Origin of the sequence: Stenotrophomonas sp. WHRI 8082 (assembly GCF_040223995.2) — a bacterium.
Lineage (GTDB): Bacteria > Pseudomonadota > Gammaproteobacteria > Xanthomonadales > Xanthomonadaceae > Stenotrophomonas.
The window spans coordinates 2,044,124-2,060,635 of the sequence record NZ_CP167826.1; the positions used below are offsets into that span (position 1 = coordinate 2,044,124).

General features: G+C 66.7%; 15 protein-coding genes. 12 read left to right on the forward strand and 3 right to left on the reverse strand.

Annotated features, from left to right (window positions below; all coding sequences use genetic code 11):
- The first annotated feature begins 74 nt into the window (after positions 1-74).
- Entirely contained in the window at positions 75-710 is a 636-nt protein-coding gene (locus tag ABRP17_RS08940) for a tetratricopeptide repeat protein (RefSeq protein WP_349985437.1), read from the forward strand.
- A 39-nt stretch (positions 711-749) separates the two neighbouring features.
- Here the strand turns inward: ABRP17_RS08940 and ABRP17_RS08945 are convergent, their stop codons facing one another.
- Positions 750-2,234, reverse strand: a complete 1,485-nt coding sequence (locus ABRP17_RS08945; RefSeq protein WP_349985438.1) for an AAA family ATPase — start codon at positions 2,232-2,234, stop codon at positions 750-752.
- 126 nt (positions 2,235-2,360) lie between these two features.
- On the opposite strand from ABRP17_RS08945, the gene ABRP17_RS08950 reads away from it, so the two are divergent.
- The 9 genes from ABRP17_RS08950 (at position 2,361) to ABRP17_RS08990 (ending at position 11,682) form a co-directional block, all read left to right on the forward strand.
- Positions 2,361-2,993: a ParA family protein gene (locus ABRP17_RS08950; protein WP_192082798.1), complete on the forward strand. Its 633-nt coding sequence runs from the start codon at positions 2,361-2,363 to the stop codon at positions 2,991-2,993.
- A gap of 37 nt (positions 2,994-3,030) precedes the next feature.
- Positions 3,031-3,507 (forward strand): histidine phosphatase family protein, encoded by a 477-nt coding sequence (locus ABRP17_RS08955; protein ID WP_188325642.1) that lies wholly within the window; start codon positions 3,031-3,033, stop codon positions 3,505-3,507.
- 40 nt (positions 3,508-3,547) lie between these two features.
- Positions 3,548-4,117, forward strand: coding sequence for a YceI family protein (locus tag ABRP17_RS08960; protein ID WP_372486991.1), 570 nt, complete (start codon positions 3,548-3,550; stop codon positions 4,115-4,117).
- A complete protein-coding gene (locus ABRP17_RS08965; protein ID WP_349985439.1) occupies positions 4,114-6,198 on the forward strand; it encodes a phospholipase D family protein in 2,085 nt (694 codons plus the stop codon). The genes ABRP17_RS08960 and ABRP17_RS08965 overlap by 4 nt, the downstream gene beginning before the upstream one ends.
- Before the next feature lie 12 nt (positions 6,199-6,210).
- The gene (locus ABRP17_RS08970; protein ID WP_188325644.1) at positions 6,211-6,645 is read left to right on the forward strand and encodes a hotdog fold thioesterase; all 435 of its coding nucleotides are present in this window, start codon (positions 6,211-6,213) and stop codon (positions 6,643-6,645) included.
- A 384-nt stretch (positions 6,646-7,029) separates the two neighbouring features.
- Entirely contained in the window at positions 7,030-7,821 is a 792-nt protein-coding gene (locus tag ABRP17_RS08975; protein WP_188325645.1) for a 1-acyl-sn-glycerol-3-phosphate acyltransferase, read from the forward strand.
- Between the two features lie 58 nt (positions 7,822-7,879).
- Positions 7,880-8,872 (forward strand): YheT family hydrolase, encoded by a 993-nt coding sequence (locus ABRP17_RS08980; RefSeq protein ID WP_372486993.1) that lies wholly within the window; start codon positions 7,880-7,882, stop codon positions 8,870-8,872.
- Between the two features lie 120 nt (positions 8,873-8,992).
- The gene (locus ABRP17_RS08985; protein WP_349985440.1) at positions 8,993-11,062 is read left to right on the forward strand and encodes a tetratricopeptide repeat protein; all 2,070 of its coding nucleotides are present in this window, start codon (positions 8,993-8,995) and stop codon (positions 11,060-11,062) included.
- Positions 11,063-11,073: 11 nt separating this feature from the next.
- Positions 11,074-11,682 (forward strand): YbhB/YbcL family Raf kinase inhibitor-like protein, encoded by a 609-nt coding sequence (locus ABRP17_RS08990; protein ID WP_349985441.1) that lies wholly within the window; start codon positions 11,074-11,076, stop codon positions 11,680-11,682.
- Positions 11,683-12,521: 839 nt separating this feature from the next.
- On the opposite strand, the gene ABRP17_RS08995 is transcribed toward ABRP17_RS08990, so the two are convergent.
- Together ABRP17_RS08995 and ABRP17_RS09000 are read right to left on the reverse strand one after the other, a co-directional pair.
- Positions 12,522-13,340, reverse strand: coding sequence for an META and DUF4377 domain-containing protein (locus tag ABRP17_RS08995; protein WP_349985677.1), 819 nt, complete (start codon positions 13,338-13,340; stop codon positions 12,522-12,524).
- A 72-nt stretch (positions 13,341-13,412) separates the two neighbouring features.
- Positions 13,413-14,207: an undecaprenyl-diphosphate phosphatase gene (locus tag ABRP17_RS09000; RefSeq protein ID WP_188325649.1), complete on the reverse strand. Its 795-nt coding sequence runs from the start codon at positions 14,205-14,207 to the stop codon at positions 13,413-13,415.
- Between the two features lie 225 nt (positions 14,208-14,432).
- On the opposite strand from ABRP17_RS09000, the gene glnA reads away from it, so the two are divergent.
- Together glnA and ABRP17_RS09010 are read left to right on the forward strand one after the other, a co-directional pair.
- Positions 14,433-15,842: a type I glutamate--ammonia ligase gene (gene glnA, locus ABRP17_RS09005; RefSeq protein ID WP_188325650.1), complete on the forward strand. Its 1,410-nt coding sequence runs from the start codon at positions 14,433-14,435 to the stop codon at positions 15,840-15,842.
- 314 nt (positions 15,843-16,156) lie between these two features.
- Positions 16,157-16,495 carry a P-II family nitrogen regulator gene (locus ABRP17_RS09010; protein WP_188325651.1) on the forward strand — a complete coding sequence of 113 codons (339 nt, stop codon included), beginning with the start codon at positions 16,157-16,159 and terminating at the stop codon, positions 16,493-16,495.
- Positions 16,496-16,512: the final 17 nt, after the last annotated feature.

Consider the following 16,512-nt stretch of genomic DNA (forward strand, 5'->3'; position numbering starts at 1 on the left):
TACTCGCATCCGGGACCGAAGTCCGGTTAGGATCGGGGCGTGGGAGGTTGTTGTTGCAACCTGGGGAAAACACGATGTCATTTGCAAGAAAGTTCCTGGCCGGCATGTTGCTGGCTTCGGGGCCGGCCGCTGCATGGGCCGCGCCCGCATTGCCTGCACCGCAGGAGTTCTATTTCGACGCCGATGCCGCCGCTGCACCTGTGCAGGTGGTTCAGGGCGAAGGCGATGAGTTGGTCAGTCAGTTGCTGCGCCAGCGCGAACGCGGGCGTAAATCGCTGGAAGCCACGGTGCAGTTGGCCGGTGTGGCCATTGGCCAGGGCCGCGCCGAGCTGGGCCAGCAGCTGTACGCCGAGGCGCTGCAGGCGGCACCGGCGGCCTCGCCGTCCGGCCGCATGGTGCGCTGGAACCACGGCTGGGATCTGTACCGCCAAGGCCAGGCGGACGCTGCACTGGCGCAGTGGCAGGAAGCGGCCAGCGGGCTGCGCGGCAACCCGTCGTGGGTGCCTCCGACGTACGCTCTTGCGCTGTGGCAGATCGGGCAGAAGGACGATGCGGTGAAGTGGTACGCCGCGGCGGTCCGCACCGAGCCGGCGCGCTGGAGCACATCGGCCAACTACGCCGCCCTGCTGCCAACGTGGCGCGACAGCGAGCGCGAGACCCTGGCGCAGGTGCAGAAAGCGTGGGCCGCCAATCCCCCGGCGTGGCCGTAACGCGCAGGACGGTGGGGTAACGGCGACGGTGGCGGCGCCTCAATCGTCGGCATTCACCGTGCGCGCCGACGCCCACTCGCGCAGGGCGTTCACCTGCTCGGCCATCAGCACGGACAACGGGCGGCTGCCGCGGATCTCCGCCATCAGCAGCGGCGTGTCCAGTGGGCGTTGGTCGGCATGCGCGGCGTACATGCCCGCCACGATGGCCTGCTCGATCTCCGCGCCGGAGAACCCGTCCGCTGCCGCTGCCAGAGCCGGCAGGGCGAAATCGTCGGCATTCAACTGACGTCGCGCCAAGTGCAGGCGCAGCAGCTCCACGCGCACATCCGGGCTGGGCAGGTCGACGAAGAAAATCTCATCGAAGCGGCCTTTGCGCAGCAGCTCGGCAGGCAGTTCGTGCACCTGATTGGCGGTGGCGACGATGAAGACGGGCGCCTTGCGTTCGGCCATCCAGGTCAGCAACGTGCCCAGCACCCGGCGGGCCACGCCACCGTCGTCCCCCCCCGTCGCCAAGCCCTTTTCGATCTCGTCGATCCACAGCACGCAGGGCGCCAGCTGCTCGGCCGATGCCAATGCCTGGCGCAGGTTGGATTCGGTCTCACCGTGGTATTTGTTGTACAGCGCGCCCACGTCCATGCGCAGCAGGGGGACGCCGAACCCGGCGGCGGTGGCCTTGGCCAGCATCGACTTGCCACAGCCCTGCACGCCCAGCAGCAACATCCCGCGTGGCGGGTCCAGGCCAGCCGGCGCAGCGCCGGCAAGGAACGCGATGCGCCGCTGGCTGATCCAGCGCTTGAGACGGTTGGCACCGGCGACATCGGCAAAGCGTGCCGTGTCGTATTCGTAGAACAGGTGTCCGCTGCGGTTGAGCAGCTCGAACTTCAGCTTGGCCAGCTGCGGCAGGTCGTCATCACCCAGGGCGCCGTCGGCGTAGATCAGCTGGCGGGCAATCCGCCGCGCATCCACCAGGCTCAGTCCCTGCAGGTTGCGCAGGATCTTCTTCACCGCCTCGCTGTCCACCTCCACCCGCCGTCCACCGTGCTCGCGCGCATACCCGGCGGCCTCTTCGCGCAGCATCTTCAGCAGCGCATTGGCGTCGGGCAGGCGGGGGTTGAAGCGTGTGGCCAGGGCTTCCAGCTCTGGCGGCAAGGTCACTTTGGCGCCGATCAGCACCAGCACGTGCGGTTGGCTGTGGCGACGCTGGATCAGATCGCGCAGCGCGCGCTGGTGGCTCGCGTAGCCCAGGTACGGGTGGAAATCGAGCAGCAGGTAGATGCCGCGCTGGTCGGCCTGCTGGATCATCTGCAGCGCCGCGCTGGCGTCGGGCGGCCCCACCGGCTCGTCTTCGCGGTCCAGGTCGATGCGACGCAGGCCCTCGGTGATCGACCAGCGATGCAACGCACGCCACACATGCAGCAGCGTCTGCCGGAACAATTCGATGATGCGACCCTCGTCCTGGGTCTCGATGACGATCAGGGGCGTATTGGCGCGGATCAGTGCGCTCAGGTCCTGCAGTTCGCTCATGCCGGTTCGATCCTTCGGGGGCGCCACCATAGCAAAGGCACGGGCCGGGTGGTTCAGCCGCGCGACTATCTCCATCACCTGCACCGGTGTACGCTCGGGCGACGTTCTCCCGGAAGCGAGGCCTGCATGAAGACCATTCTGGTGGCCGGTTCAAAGGGTGGGGTGGGCAAGACCACCATCGCCACCCATCTGGCCGCGCACGCGGCACTGCAGGGAAGGCGCACGGTGATCGCCGATGCCGACCCGCAGGGGTCCAGCACGCGCTGGGCACAGCGCCGTTCCGAGCTGGAAAGCGCCGTACTGCCGCTCGATGTCTACAAGAAGAAGCAATGGCTGCAGAAGGTTCCCGATGGGACCGACACGGTGATCATCGACGCCCCGGCTGGTGCGCTGGCCGACGATATCCCGCATTTCCTGGACGCGGCCGACGCCGTGGTAGTGCCGGTGCTGCCCTCCGCGCTGGACATCGAAGCCATCGTCGGCTTCCTCAACAGCCTGTCGAAAGTGGCCCGGGTGCACAAGCGCAAGCTGCCGGTCGGACTGGTGCTCAACCGCACCAAGCCATGGACCCAGACCTCGCAGCAGGCCATCCAGATGCTGTCCGAGTGGCCTTACCCGGTGATCACCCAGCTGCGTGACAGCCAGAGTTATGTGGTCATGACCGGCATGGGCCGCAGCCTGTTCGACTACCGCTCGGCACAGGTGCGCGAGCACCAGGCCGACTGGGAACCCCTCCTGCACTGGCTGGACAAGGCATGAGCCGCCTCCGCCACCCCTCCAACAAGGGAAGACTCCGATGCGTGAACTGATCCTGCTGCGCCATGCCCATGCCGAACCGGCCAGCACGGGCCAGGCCGACCTTGACCGCCCGTTGTCGGCGGTAGGTCTGGCCGAAGCCGAGGCCGCCGGCAAATGGTTGAAAGACAACAAGCTGCAGCCCGACTGCGTACTGTGTTCCCCCTCCCGCCGTACCCGCGAGACCTTGGAAGCCGTGGTCGGTGTGACCGGCTTCTTCGAGCACAAGCTGGAAGACAAGGTGTATGACGCCACGCCCGGTACGTTGATCGGGCTGGTCGATGACCGCAAAGACGTAGAGCGCCTGATGATCGTCGGCCACAATCCCGGCCTGGAGCGCCTGGTCGCCCTGTTGAACACCGGCGAGACCAGCGACTACCGCGGCATGCCGCCGGCCGGTATCGCGGTGCTGCAGTTCCCGAAGGACGTCAGCATCGAACCCGGTGTCGCCATCCTCAACGCGTTCTGGTGGCCGTGATCCGATGACCGTGTGGCAGAGGGGGCTGCTGCTCGCATTGATGGGACTGCCGGCGGTGTTGGCGGCGCAGCCATCTGCGCTGCCTGCGGTGAAGGTGACCCACCGCGCACCGATGTACCTGGACACGGGCCGCTCCCAGCTGGGCTTCGAGGTGCGCAGCCGCCTCGGCCAGCGCATCGAAGGCAATTTCCCGCAGTTTGAAGGGCGTATCGAGGTGCTGTCCGATGGGCGCCACCAGGTCCACCTGAAGATGTTCACCCGCACGGTGGAGATACCCGGCAAGGTCCGCTACACCGGCTGGATGCGGGGGCCCGACTTTTTCGATGCCGAGCGCCACCCGGTCGTGGAGTTCGACTCGCTGCCCTATGATCCGGCGCGGGTCGACCAGGGCGGTGACATCCAAGGACGCCTGATGCTGCGGGGGGTCAGCCATCCGGAAGTGCTGCGGGTGGAGAAGGCGGAATGCGCCAGACCCGGCTATGATTGCGACGTTGTGAGCCGTGGGACTGTCCTGCGCGGCCGTTACGGCATGGATAACTGGCAGTTTGCCCTGAGTGATCGAGTGACCTTCGTACTGCGCGCGCGCCTGACCGGGGTGCCTGAACCGTGAATCTGATGCTGCGCCTGATGGCGCTGGCAACGCTGTTGCTGGTCGGCGGCTGTGCGTCGCTGTCCAACAGCGAGCGTGCGCGTGCGGCCAACATCGCCGTGCAGGCACGCTCCACCGTCGTCGAGTGCGACCAGGCCGACCGTTGCGCGCAGGAATCACCGCTGCGCGCGCTGGCCGGACGGGCATTCAGCGAATCCGCACCCGGCCAGCCCCGCCACTACGCCACCATCCTTGATGAAGGCGAAGAAGCCCTGGTCGCCCGGCTGAACCTGCTGCGCAGCGCCACCCGCAGCATCGACCTGCAGACCTACATCTTCGACAAGGACGACAGCGCGCGGCTGGTCCTCGACGAGCTGCTGGCCGCCAGCCGCCGCGGCGTGAAGGTACGCCTGCTGATCGACCAGCTCTCGGCCATCTCCGATCTGCAGATCCTTGGCGCGCTGTCCTCGGCGCACCAGAACTTCGAACTCCGCGTCTACAACCCGACCTTCGGCAAGGCCCGGCTGAATTACTTCGACTACGCCGGCAGCGTGCTGTGCTGCTTCCGGCGCTTCAACCAGCGCATGCACAACAAGCTGCTGGTGATCGACGACGCCATCGGTGTGGTCGGGGGCCGCAATTACCAGGACGACTATTACGACTGGGATGCGGAGTACAACTTCCGCGACCGCGACGTGCTGGTGGCGGGGCCGGAGGCGCGGACCATGGCGGCCAACTTCGAGGCGTTCTGGCTCGCGCCGCGCAGCGTGCCGGCCGAGCGCCTGAATGACGTCGGGCGGATCCTGCTCGACAGCGGCCCACCGCAGATGCCGCCGGTCGACTACCGGCGACCGGAGCGCGTGCAGCGCGTCATCGCCGAGGCCACCGACACCGCGTGGATCACCCGCAGCTTCGTCGATACCGCATTGCCGGTGGCATCGGTGCGTTACGTCGCCGACCTGCCGCGCAAGCACCGCCGCGAAAACCCCGAGCATCCCCGCAACGGCCAGCACGTCACCGAGCCACAGCTGGATCGGTTGATCGCCGAGGCGCAGTCCGAAGTGCTGCTGCAGACGCCGTACCTGGTGCTGTCCAAGCCGGCCCGCAAGCTGTTCGCTGATCTGCGCCAGCAGCCTGATCCACCGCGCGTGCTGGTGTCGACCAACAGCCTGGCCGCTACCGACAACCCGATCGTCTATGCGCTGTCCTACAAGTACAAGCGCCGCAACATGCGCGAGCTGGGCTTCAACATCTTCGAGTTCAAACCGTTTCCGCTGGATGCCCCGGTGGACTACCGCAACCTGATGTCCGATCCGATCGCCGGAGACTACCCGGAGGGGCGGCGCGGCAGCATGCTCGGCGGTAGCGCGGCAGGCAGCAACGCGCGCCCGCCCGGCAGTGGTGGCAGCACCCGCTCGGCCGATGCAGGCGAGGGGACAGGTGCCGGCCCGGTCGTCGAGACACCGGCAGCGCGCAGCCATCCGCGCACCGGCAGTGCCTACCAGAATGCCCGCGAACGCCGTCGCGCATCGGGCAGCGAAGTGGAGCGCGACCTGCTGCGTACCGAAACCCGGCCCTCCTTCCTGGGCAGCCGGGCGGTCAACCGACCGCTGCCGGTCACGCGATCCGGTGCCCGCATGGGGCTGCACGCGAAGTCCTTGGTGGTCGACCGCCGGATCGGCGTGATCGGCACGCATAACTTCGATCCACGCAGTGAAAACTACAACACCGAAGGTGCGGTGATCATCGACGATCCGGTGTTCGCACAGCGGCTGGCTGACAGCATCCTGCGTGATATCGATCCCCAGAATTCCTGGACCGTGGCACCGCGCAGCAAGCCGCCGGTGCTGTCCGGATTGAACTACAGCATGGGCAAGGCATCCGAAGCGTTACCGATCCTGGACTTCTGGCCGTGGCGCTATGCCACCGATTACGAGTTCCAGCCGGGCCCGGACTGTCCCGAACCGCTGCCGCGGCAGCATCCGGACTTCCGTTCCTGCTATACGGCGGTCGGTGACTTCCCGGAAGTGAATGTCGGCCCCAAGCTGCTGCTGGTCCGCATGCTCACCGCCTTCGGTGCCGGCCTGGTGCCCATTCTCTGACTGGAGAGCAGCATGTCATCCATTTTCCGCCAGCCGGTTGTGCTGGAAACGCTCAATTCGCTCAGCGCCAACACGGTGATCCAGCAGTTGGGCATCGTATTCACTGCGGTAGGCGATGACTGGCTGCAGGCCACCATGCCGGTGGACGCACGCACCCACCAGCCTTACGGGATCCTGCACGGCGGTGCGTCGGTGGTGCTGGCCGAAACGCTGGGCAGCAGCGCCGGCAACCTGTGCGTGGACAATGCCCAGCAGGTATGCGTCGGGCTGGAGATCAACGCCAACCATGTCCGCGCCAAGCGCGAGGGCGTGGTGACCGGGACCGCGCGCGCCACCCATGTCGGCCGCAGCACGCAGATCTGGGACATCCGCATCGAAGACGAACAGGGCCGTCTGGTCTGCACCTCGCGGCTGACGCTGGCCGTGGTCGCTGCCGGTCACGGCTGAGGCATCGCACCGGATATCGCAGGCGGCGTTCGCATTGTGCCGCGCGAGGTTGCACGGCGCTGACGGCGAAGGGCTGCACGTGGGCGCACGTTGCCGGTGGCGTGGGATTGCACTTGGTAGAGCCGACTTCAGTCGGCTGCGGTTGCTGCCAGCCGACTGAAGTCGGCTCTACCAGGACGCTGCGGTTGTGGTTGCTGCCAGCCGACTGAGGTCGGCTCTACCGCAGGGCGCAGGGCGCAGGGCGCGCGGGTGCGGCCTGAAGAGCAGCCACAGCGGTGCCCACCGCATACTGCAACACACCGTTGCCCGCCAATGGCCAGCTCGCGCAATGCGTTTGGCCACATCGCGCTGGCAGCCACTGCGGCGCTCGGGTATCGTTCCCGCATGAATTCCCCCACTCCGGCCTCACGTGGCGGCGTGGCGCGTGCGTGCCGTTACCTGTACCGCGTTCCGCTGCTGCTGGTCCATCTGCTTGTTTTCCTGCCGCTGATCCTGGTCGGCATGCTGCCGCCGTGGGGCGAGCTGCGCATCGGCCAGGAGCCGTTGGCCTACAAAGTGGTCAACTGGTGGTCGGCCGGCCTGATGTGGATCTTCGGCTTTCGCCTGGTGCGCATCGGCCAGCCCTTGCGCGGTGCGGTGCTGTTCGTCGCCAATCATGTCAGCTGGATCGATATCTGCGCACTGCACAGCCAGCGCATGATGGGCTTCGTCGCCAAGCGCGAAATCGCCGGCTGGCCGGTGGTGGGCTGGTTGGCGGGACGTGGGCAGACCATTTTCCACCAGCGCGGCAGCACCGAATCGCTGGATGGGGTGATGCAGCAGATGGTCGTACGCCTGCGCGAAGGCAAGGGGGTGGGCGTGTTCCCTGAAGGACGCACGCGCGGCGGCCACGACGTGGGCCCGTTCCATGCACGCATCTTCCAGGCAGCGGTGGAAACCGGGGTGCCGGTGCAGCCGGTGGCCCTGCGTTACGGCGCCGGTGGTAGTGCACAGACCATTGTGGCCTTTGGCGCGCGCGAAAGCTTCTTCGCCAACTTCCTGCGCCTGCTGGGCGAGCCGGCGCGCCGCGCTGAAGTGCATTTCCTTGAGCCGATCCGCAGCCAGGACATCGAAGGTCGACGCCGCATCGCCGAGACATCGCGTGCACGAATCCTTGCTGCGATGGGCGGCGCCTGAGCCGACGGTGTCCGTTCCCGCGCCCGCGCTGTCGTTCGATCCCGGTCCGCCGGGACTGCTGACTGCGGCCGATTACCAGCCGCCGCGCTGGCTGCGCAACGCGCACCTGCAATCGATGCTCAGCTCCAGCAAATTGCGCCTGCGCCGTGGCCAGGAACTGCTGGCCGCTACCGGCGCGCGTCATGAAGAGCTGATCGTCGACGCGGGCGAGGGCGTCCGCCTGCAGGCCTGGCACAGCACGATCGAGGGCCGCCCGGCACGGGGCATGGCGCTGCTGCTGCATGGCTGGGAAGGCAGTGCCGAGTCCAGTTACATGCGCATGACGGCAGCCCGCATGCTGGCCGAGGGCTTCGATGTGGTGCGGCTGAACTTCCGCGACCACGGCAACACCCACCATCTCAATCCGGGCATCTTCCACTCCAACCGCATCGAGGAAGTGGTCTGTGCCGCAGCGGACATCGCCCGCCGCTGGCCGGATCTTCCGCTCGTTGCCGCGGGCTATTCGTTGGGCGGCAATTTCGTGCTGCGTCTGGCCCTGCGCGCGCCGGATGCCGGTATTCCGCTGCAACGCATCGCGTCGGTGTGCCCCGTGCTGGATCCTGGCCTGACCATGGACAGCATCGAAAACGGTCCGGCGATGTATGACTGGTACTTCCGCCGCAAATGGGCCGGATCGCTGCGTCGCAAGCGGGATCTGTATCCCGACCTGAGCGACTGGGACGAGCGCGTGCTGCGGCTGGATATACGCGCACTGACCGCCTGGCTGGTGGAGCACCACACCGATTACGGGTCACTGCAGGCGTACTTCGACGGCTACTCGATCGCGGGCGAACGCTTGGCGGGCCTGCAGGTGCCCGCCGATATCCTGATGGCCAAGGACGATCCGGTGATTCCCTTCGTTACCTTCAACGACTGGCACCTGCCGCGTTTGGCGCGCCTGGAAACCGCCGAGTGGGGCGGACATTGCGGGTTCCTGGAAAACTGGCGCGGTGACGGGTTCTCCGAACGCTGGGTCGCCCAGCACCTGGCACAGGCCGCGCTGCCGGTCTGACGGCATGCGGTGGGGGGTGGACGCCTCCTGCGGCAGGGCGTGAAGGGATCCGCCACCGCGCTCCGGCCATGCGCGACCGGGGCCGTTACAATGCGGGATTGCTCTCCAGCCGGACCCGCCATGCAAGATCAGATCCTCCAAGCCCTGCGTCGCCAGGACGCCGACCAGGCCGTGCAGCTGGCCAGTGCATGGGCCGTTGCCGAGCCACGCGAGGCGCAGGCCCATCGCTGGCACGCTCTGGCGCTGCAGCAGCAGGGCAACCTGCAGGCCGCCGCTGCCAGCATGCAGACGGGTTTGGACCTGGCGCCGGATGATGCCGACCTGCACCTGCAGAATGCCGGCCTGCTGTTGGCGATGCACCAGTTCGACGACGCGCAGGCCGCGCTGTCACGCAGCAGCGGTGCCAATCCCAACGAGTTGTCCGCGTATCTGATGCAGGCGCATCTCGCGTTGGCGCGCAATGATGTAAACGCGGCGGACCAGCAGGTTCGGCTGGCCGCACGCGTGGACGAAGACAGCCCGGACGTGGCTGCCCTGCGCGGCATGGTCGCGCTGCGCCGTGGTGCCCTTGACGAGGCGCTGGCCCAGCTGACCACCGCCAGCCGAGCGTTGCCCGACGATCCGCGCATCCTGTACGCGTTGGGTTTCGCTTACATGGGCAAGGACATGCTGGCCTTCGCCGAGCAGGCCTTCCGTCGGGTGCTGGCGCTCAATCCCGCATTGACCGCATTGCACGGTCTGCTGGTGCAACTGGCACTGCGACAGGAGAACCCTGCGGCGGCGGCGGAGATCGTCGATCAGGCCCTCGCGCAGCCGGGCCAGGACAGCATCGCCATGCGCCGGTTCGCCGCACAGCTGGCGCTGCAGTCCGGTCAACCCCTGCAGGCACTCGAGCACCTGCGTCCGCGTCTGGCCGAAAACGCGGGTGACCCCAAGCTGCTGCAGCTTCTGCTGGGTGCCTGGCAGCGCCTGGGCCGCGATGAGGAAGCACGCACCGAGCTGGACGCCGTGCTGGTCGACAACGATCAGCTGCACAACCTGTGGTTGGCGCGCCTGTCGGTGGAAGCGGTCGGCAGCGAAGGTGCCGTTGCGGTCGGTGATCGCTGGCTTGCTGCCATGCCTGCGCACGTGCAGGCGATGGAGACGCGGATGCGCCTGCATGACATGCGCGGTGAGCACGACGCCGCCGAAGCGATGGCCGAGCGCATCGTCGCGCTGGAACCGGGCCGCATCAGCGGCGAGACCCGCTTGGTGGATGGTTTGGTGCAGCGGGACCCCGACGCCGCGGCCGCACGCGTACAGGCGCTCGTCGATAAAGCCGAAGGCCACCGGCGCCTGGACCTGCGTACCTGGCTGGGAGAAGTGCATGACCGTGCCGGTCGTCCGCAGGAGGCATTGCGGGTGTGGCTGGACCTGCACGCGGAGCTGCTGAGCCAACGCCTGCCCTTGCCGCCGCAGGCCAAGTCGCCGTCCAGCTGGCCCGCACTGGGTGAGGTGGCGGCGGACATCGCGTCGCGCCCGATGTTCATGTGGGGCGCGCCCGGCGCCGGCGCGGAGCGTGTCATGAGCGCGCTGACTGCCGCCACGCCCCTGGTGCGCATCGATCGATTCGGACCGACCCCGCCGGGCGACCCCTTCCAGAACTACAACACCCTGCAGGAACTGGCGAGCGGTGCACTGGAGCCGGATGCACTGGTGGCGCGCTGGCGCGAGCTGCTGCCCGCCCGCGGTCTGGCCAACGACACCGTGATCGACTGGCTGCCGTTCTGGGACATCGCGCTGTTGTGGGCGATGCGCCCGGCGCTGCCGCAGGGGCGGCTGTTGGTCGTGCTGCGTGATCCGCGCGACATGCTGCTGGACTGGATTGCGTACGGTTCGGCCGCGCAGATCGGCCTGCCCAGCCTGGCCGAGGCGGCCGAGTGGCTTGCCCGCTCGCTGACCCAGGTCGCACTGCTGAACGAGCAGGATCTCTACCCACACGTGCTGGTGCGCATCGACGAGGTACAGAACGATCCGCGCGCGATGGCCGCCTTGCTCAGCGGGGTGTTCGGCGCCGAGCTGCCGACGGCCCAGCACATCGGCCCGCCGCGTCTGCCCAGCGGTCACTGGCGTGCGTACCGCGAGGCGATGTCGTCGGCCATCGAGCTGCTGACGCCGGTTGCGGTTCGTTTGGGTTATCCGGAAGCGTGAGGGCACAGACCATGAAACTGAGCAGCACTAGCCTGCGCGACGGCGCACCGATCGACCGCGAATTCGCCGCGGGCGACGCGCAGGGGTTCGCCCCGGACCGCAATCCGCATCTGGCATGGAGCGAGGTGCCGGACGGCGTCCGTTCGTTTGCCCTGGTCTGCGTGGATCCGGACGTGCCGACCGTGCCGGACACGGTCGGCCGCACGGACATGACCATTCCGCGCGACCAGCCGCGCTGCGATTTCGTGCACTGGGTAATGGCGGATATCGCGCCCGACGTGCGCGAACTGGCCGCAGGCAGCTGCAGCGACGGCTTCGTGGTGAAGGGCAAGGCCGATCCGGCCGGCCCGGCCGGTAGTCGGCAGGGACTCAACGATTTCACCGGCTGGTTTGCCGGCAACCCGGACATGGCCGGTGCCTACTTGGGCTACGACGGCCCGTATCCGCCGTTCAATGATGAGCGCCTGCATCGCTACTTCTTCAGAGTGTTCGCCCTGGATGTTGCGACGCTTGACCTTCCGACGCCGTTCACGGCAGGCGACCTGCATCGTGCGATGCAGGGTCACGTGCTGGCGGAAGCCACGTTGCATGGCACGTATACGTTGAACCCCGCACTGTAAGGGGGGGGGATGGCCGGGCCTGCGGCCCGGCACCCGCTCGAGGCAACGGCAACAGCAACAGCGACGTCAAAGGCTGCAGGGCTGCGTGTAGGTGGGGCGGGGTGGGTTGGCGGGGGACGGCAAGGGCCGCATCCATGCAGGCCTCGTTTCGCGCCATCCATGGCGCTCAACGCCCCCGCCAACCCATCCCGCCCCACCTTCGACAGGTCCATGGCGGCCATGGAAACGTCGGGCAGGCGGACATCGGTAGCGCCGACCCATGGTCGGCGAGCGCAGCGGGCCGTTGGCGGAAACCTTCCGGCGAGGCAACGTCAAAGGCTGCAGGGCTGCGTGCAGGTGGGGCGGGATAGGTTGGAGGGGGACGGCAAGGGCCGCATCCATGCGGGCCTCGTTTCGTGCCATCCATGGCACGGGTCCACGTCATCGCATTCGCGCTGCCGCTCCCACGCTTTGCTGCGCAAACCGCGGGCCCCGTCTCACCAGCACCCCCACCCCGCCGCTTCTCGGCCGCCCCTGACTCAGGGGCTCCTTCCACCCGACGGCTTGCTCTCGTCGGTAGCGCCGACCCATGGTCGGCGGAATGTTTCCGCCAACGGCCCGCTGCGCTCGCCGACCATGGGTCGGCGCTACCGCTTTTCTCTTTTTTCATACGCGGCGGGCGGCCACGGAACCTGTCAGGGGGCCGGGCGGTGGGGCTGGGCGGTGGCGTTGAGCGCCATGGATGGCGCGAAACGAGGCACGCATGGACGCAGTTTTTGCCGTCCGCCGCACAGCCCCACCGCCCGGCCCCAAGCACGCAGCCTTCAAGCAGCCCACCGCGAGGGGGTCCACCCGTTCGCTTACTTCTCGTCCGCCGACTCCACCACCATGTCCAGCACGTACGCCTGCGACGAAGCGTCGGCGGGCGGGTTGTCGATCTTGAAGCGTTTCACGCGCAGCACGTTGCGGATGCCCGCTTCGTGCGTGTACCCCTCGATGCCGTCGTAGAAGTTCTCGAACGCACCCGGCTCGCCCTGCTTCACGCCCTGGTCGTCGAAGCGCACTTCGCGTACCTGCAGGCACTGCTTGTCCTTGATCAGCGGGTGCGGGCACGGCTTGGTCTGCGCCGCCACTTCGAAGAACATCGTCTCACCCGGGCCACCGTAGCGGGTCTCCGCGCTGGCCTCGGGCAGGAAGACCAGCACATCGCCGTTCGCCGGGCGCAGGGTCAGCTCGCCATTGTCGGCGACCTCGGCTTTCACCGCTCCTTGCAGCCGGCTGCTCAGCGCTTCATCCAGTGCCATCACGGCCGGTTCGCAAGCCATGCGCGTGGACGCCATCTGCTGGAAGGTCAGCGTGCCATCGGCCAGGGTGTAGCCACCGCTCATGCGATTGCAGGTGTTGGACACCGCCAGGCGACCGTCGGTGAAGTCGAGCGTGACCGGCTTGTCGGTCTGCGCAAACAGGGCGTCGATGCGCTTGCCTTCCGCGGTGGTGGCGTCCTTCAATCGCCAGTGCTGGCCCTGCAGGCGCTGCGCCTGCAGGTGCGCCGCCGTCTTCAGTGCGGCCGCAGCGGCCGGCGCGCGCGCCAGGTCGTCGGCGTTGCCGGCCGGCGCCGGGTTCTCGCTGCAGGCAGCCAGCAGCATCAGGGGGAGGGACAGGATCAGCTTGCGGTTCATCGGATTCTCCTTGGATGACCTGTTTCAGAACGGATGCGCGTGGCCAATGGGGTCACGCGCAGGCGAGGGGGTTCAGTTGCCGGCCGGCAACCACAGCAGCAGCGCCGCACCCAGCGCGATGCGATAGATCGCAAACGCGGTGAACCTGTGCGACTTGATGTAGCCCAGCAGCCACTTCACCACCACGAAGCCGGTGATCACGGCCGCAATGAAGGCCACGCTGACATCGGTCCAGTTTTCAGTGGCCAACTTGCCCTCCTTGGCCAGCTCCAGGAACGCGTACGCGCTGGCGGCGAACATGGTCGGGATGCCGACCAGGAACACGAACTCGGTGGCGGCGGCTCGACGGCTCAGGCCGAGCAGCATCGCCAGGAAGATCGCCGATGCCGAGCGCGACGTGCCCGGAAATACGCCCGCCACTACCTGCGCGATGCCCACGCCGATGGCCACCGTCCACGTCACCTGATCGCGATCAGGCAGGCGAGCGGTATACGCCTCCACCAACAGCATCCAGATGCCGCCAATGATCAGCGCCCACGCGACCGGGCTCACCGTCTCGGGCAGCTCCCAACCGGCCAGGCGGACCGGCAGGCCCAGCACCGCGGTGACCAGGAACGCCGCGCCGAGCTTCATCACATAGTCGCGGTTCTCACGCTGGTGCAGGCCAGTGGCCAGGGTCCACAGGCGCTGGCGGAACACCAGCGTGATGGCCAGGATCGCGCCGGCCTGGATGATGATGTTGAAGAAATCCGAGCGTGCACCCAGCCAGTGCTGGGCGATCAGCAGATGCCCGGTGCTGGAGATGGGCAGGAATTCGGTAACGCCTTCGAGGATGCCCAGCAGCAGGGCGGAGAGCAGGTCGGACATGGGGTGGGATGCAATGGCTGACGGCAAAAGGTGCCGAAGAGGATAGACCATCTGCCCACGCACCAACCCAGTGCACGGGCCAACACACGCACCACGATGGTGCAGCATGCGACGCACCCTTCAAGCGCACGCTCATGCAAATCAAGGGCTTGTGATGAGAAAAAAGTTGGCACGGTGTGTGCTGAAGTAACCTCAGGCATTCAATTCCAACCGAGGTTGCACCCGATGTCCGTTGAAAACGTTGAGAAGCTGGTCAAGGACAACCAGATCGAGTTCGTCGATCTGCGTTTTGTCGACATGCGCGGCATCGAGCAGCACGTCACGTTCCCGGTCAGCATCATCGAAGCGTCGCTGTTCGAAGAAGGCAAGATGTTCGACGGCAGCTCCATCGCCGGCTGGAAAGGCATCAACGAATCGGACATGGTGCTGCTGCCGGATCCGTCCAGCGCCTATGTCGATCCGTTCTACGCTGATCCGACCATCGTCATCAGCTGCGACATCCTGGACCCGGCCACCATGCAGCCGTACGGCCGCTGCCCGCGCGGCATCGCCAAGCGCGCCGAAGCCTTCCTGAAGTCCAGCGGCATCGCCGAGCAGGCCTTCTTCGGCCCGGAGCCGGAGTTCTTCATCTTCGATTCGGTGCGCTTCGCCAACGATATGGGCCACACCTTCTTCCAGGTCGATTCCGAGGAAGCGGCATGGAACAGCGGCGCGAAGTACGACGGCGCCAACAGCGGCTACCGTCCGGGCGTCAAGGGCGGCTACTTCCCGGTGCCGCCGACCGATTCGCTGCACGACCTGCGCGCGGAAATGTGCAAGACGCTGGAGCAGGTCGGCATCGAAGTCGAAGTGCAGCACCACGAAGTCGCCACCGCCGGCCAGTGCGAAATCGGCACCAAGTTCAGCACCCTGGTGCAGAAGGCCGATGAGCTGCTGCGCATGAAGTACGTGATCAAGAACGTGGCGCACCGCAACGGCAAGACCGCCACCTTCATGCCCAAGCCGATCGTCGGCGACAACGGCAGCGGCATGCACGTGCACCAGTCGCTGTCCAAGGGCGGCACCAACCTGTTCTCCGGTGAAGGCTACGGCGGCCTGAGCCAGATGGCGCTGTGGTACATCGGCGGCATCTTCAAGCACGCCAAGGCCATCAACGCCTTCGCCAACGCAGGCACCAACAGCTACAAGCGCCTGGTGCCGGGCTTCGAAGCACCGGTGATGCTGGCCTATTCGGCACGCAACCGTTCGGCCTCGTGCCGCATTCCGTTCGTGACCAATCCGAAGGCGCGTCGCATTGAAATGCGCTTCCCCGATCCGATCCAGTCCGGCTACCTGACCTTCACCGTGTTGATGATGGCCGGTCTGGATGGCATCAAGAACCAGATCGACCCCGGCGCACCGAGCGACAAGGATCTGTACGACCTGCCGCCGGAAGAAGAGAAGCTGATCCCGCAGGTCTGTTCCTCGCTGGACCAGGCGCTGGAAGCGCTGGACAAGGACCGCGAGTTCCTGAAGGCCGGCGGCGTGATGGATGACGATTTCATCGACGGCTACATCGCGCTGAAGATGCAGGAAGTCACCAAGTTCCGTGCGGCGACCCATCCGCTGGAATACCAGTTGTATTACGCCAGCTGAGCACGCGCGGCGGTGGCGGAGGATACCCCTCCCACCTTCGTCATCGCCGCATCTTTTCCGGCTGGGGAGCCGGAAAGGGTGAAGCCTGCAGATGCTGCTGAAGTTGTTCCACCCGTCCAGGGGCAAGAGAGACCGGACGCGCGTCCTGGGCCTTCCTCCCTCCCGCGTCACCGGCTGTGTTTGGAGAGAGACACAGCCACCAGGGCCCAGACCACGTTCGGCGCAACAGCCACGGCCATCAGCATGATGGCCCGTGGTTGCCTGACGCCACGGCATGCACGCGCCGTGGATCCATCCACCATCGGGATATGCGCATGAAACTGATCTCCGCCATCATCCGACCGTTCAAGCTCGACGAGGTCCGCGAGGCCCTCTCCGACGCAGGCGTGTCGGGCATCACCGTGACCGAAGTGAAAGGTTTCGGTCGCCAGAAGGGGCACACCGAGCTGTACCGCGGTGCCGAGTATGTCGTCGACTTCCTGCCCAAGATCAAGATCGAAACCGTGGTGACCGACGAGCGCACCGACGCGGTGATCGAAGCGATCCAGAACGCGGCAGGCACTGGAAAGATCGGCGACGGCAAGATCTTCGTCACCCCTGTCGACCAGGTCATCCGCATCCGCACCGGCGAAATCGGCGCTGACGCGCTGTAACCACTCGGAGATCTCCC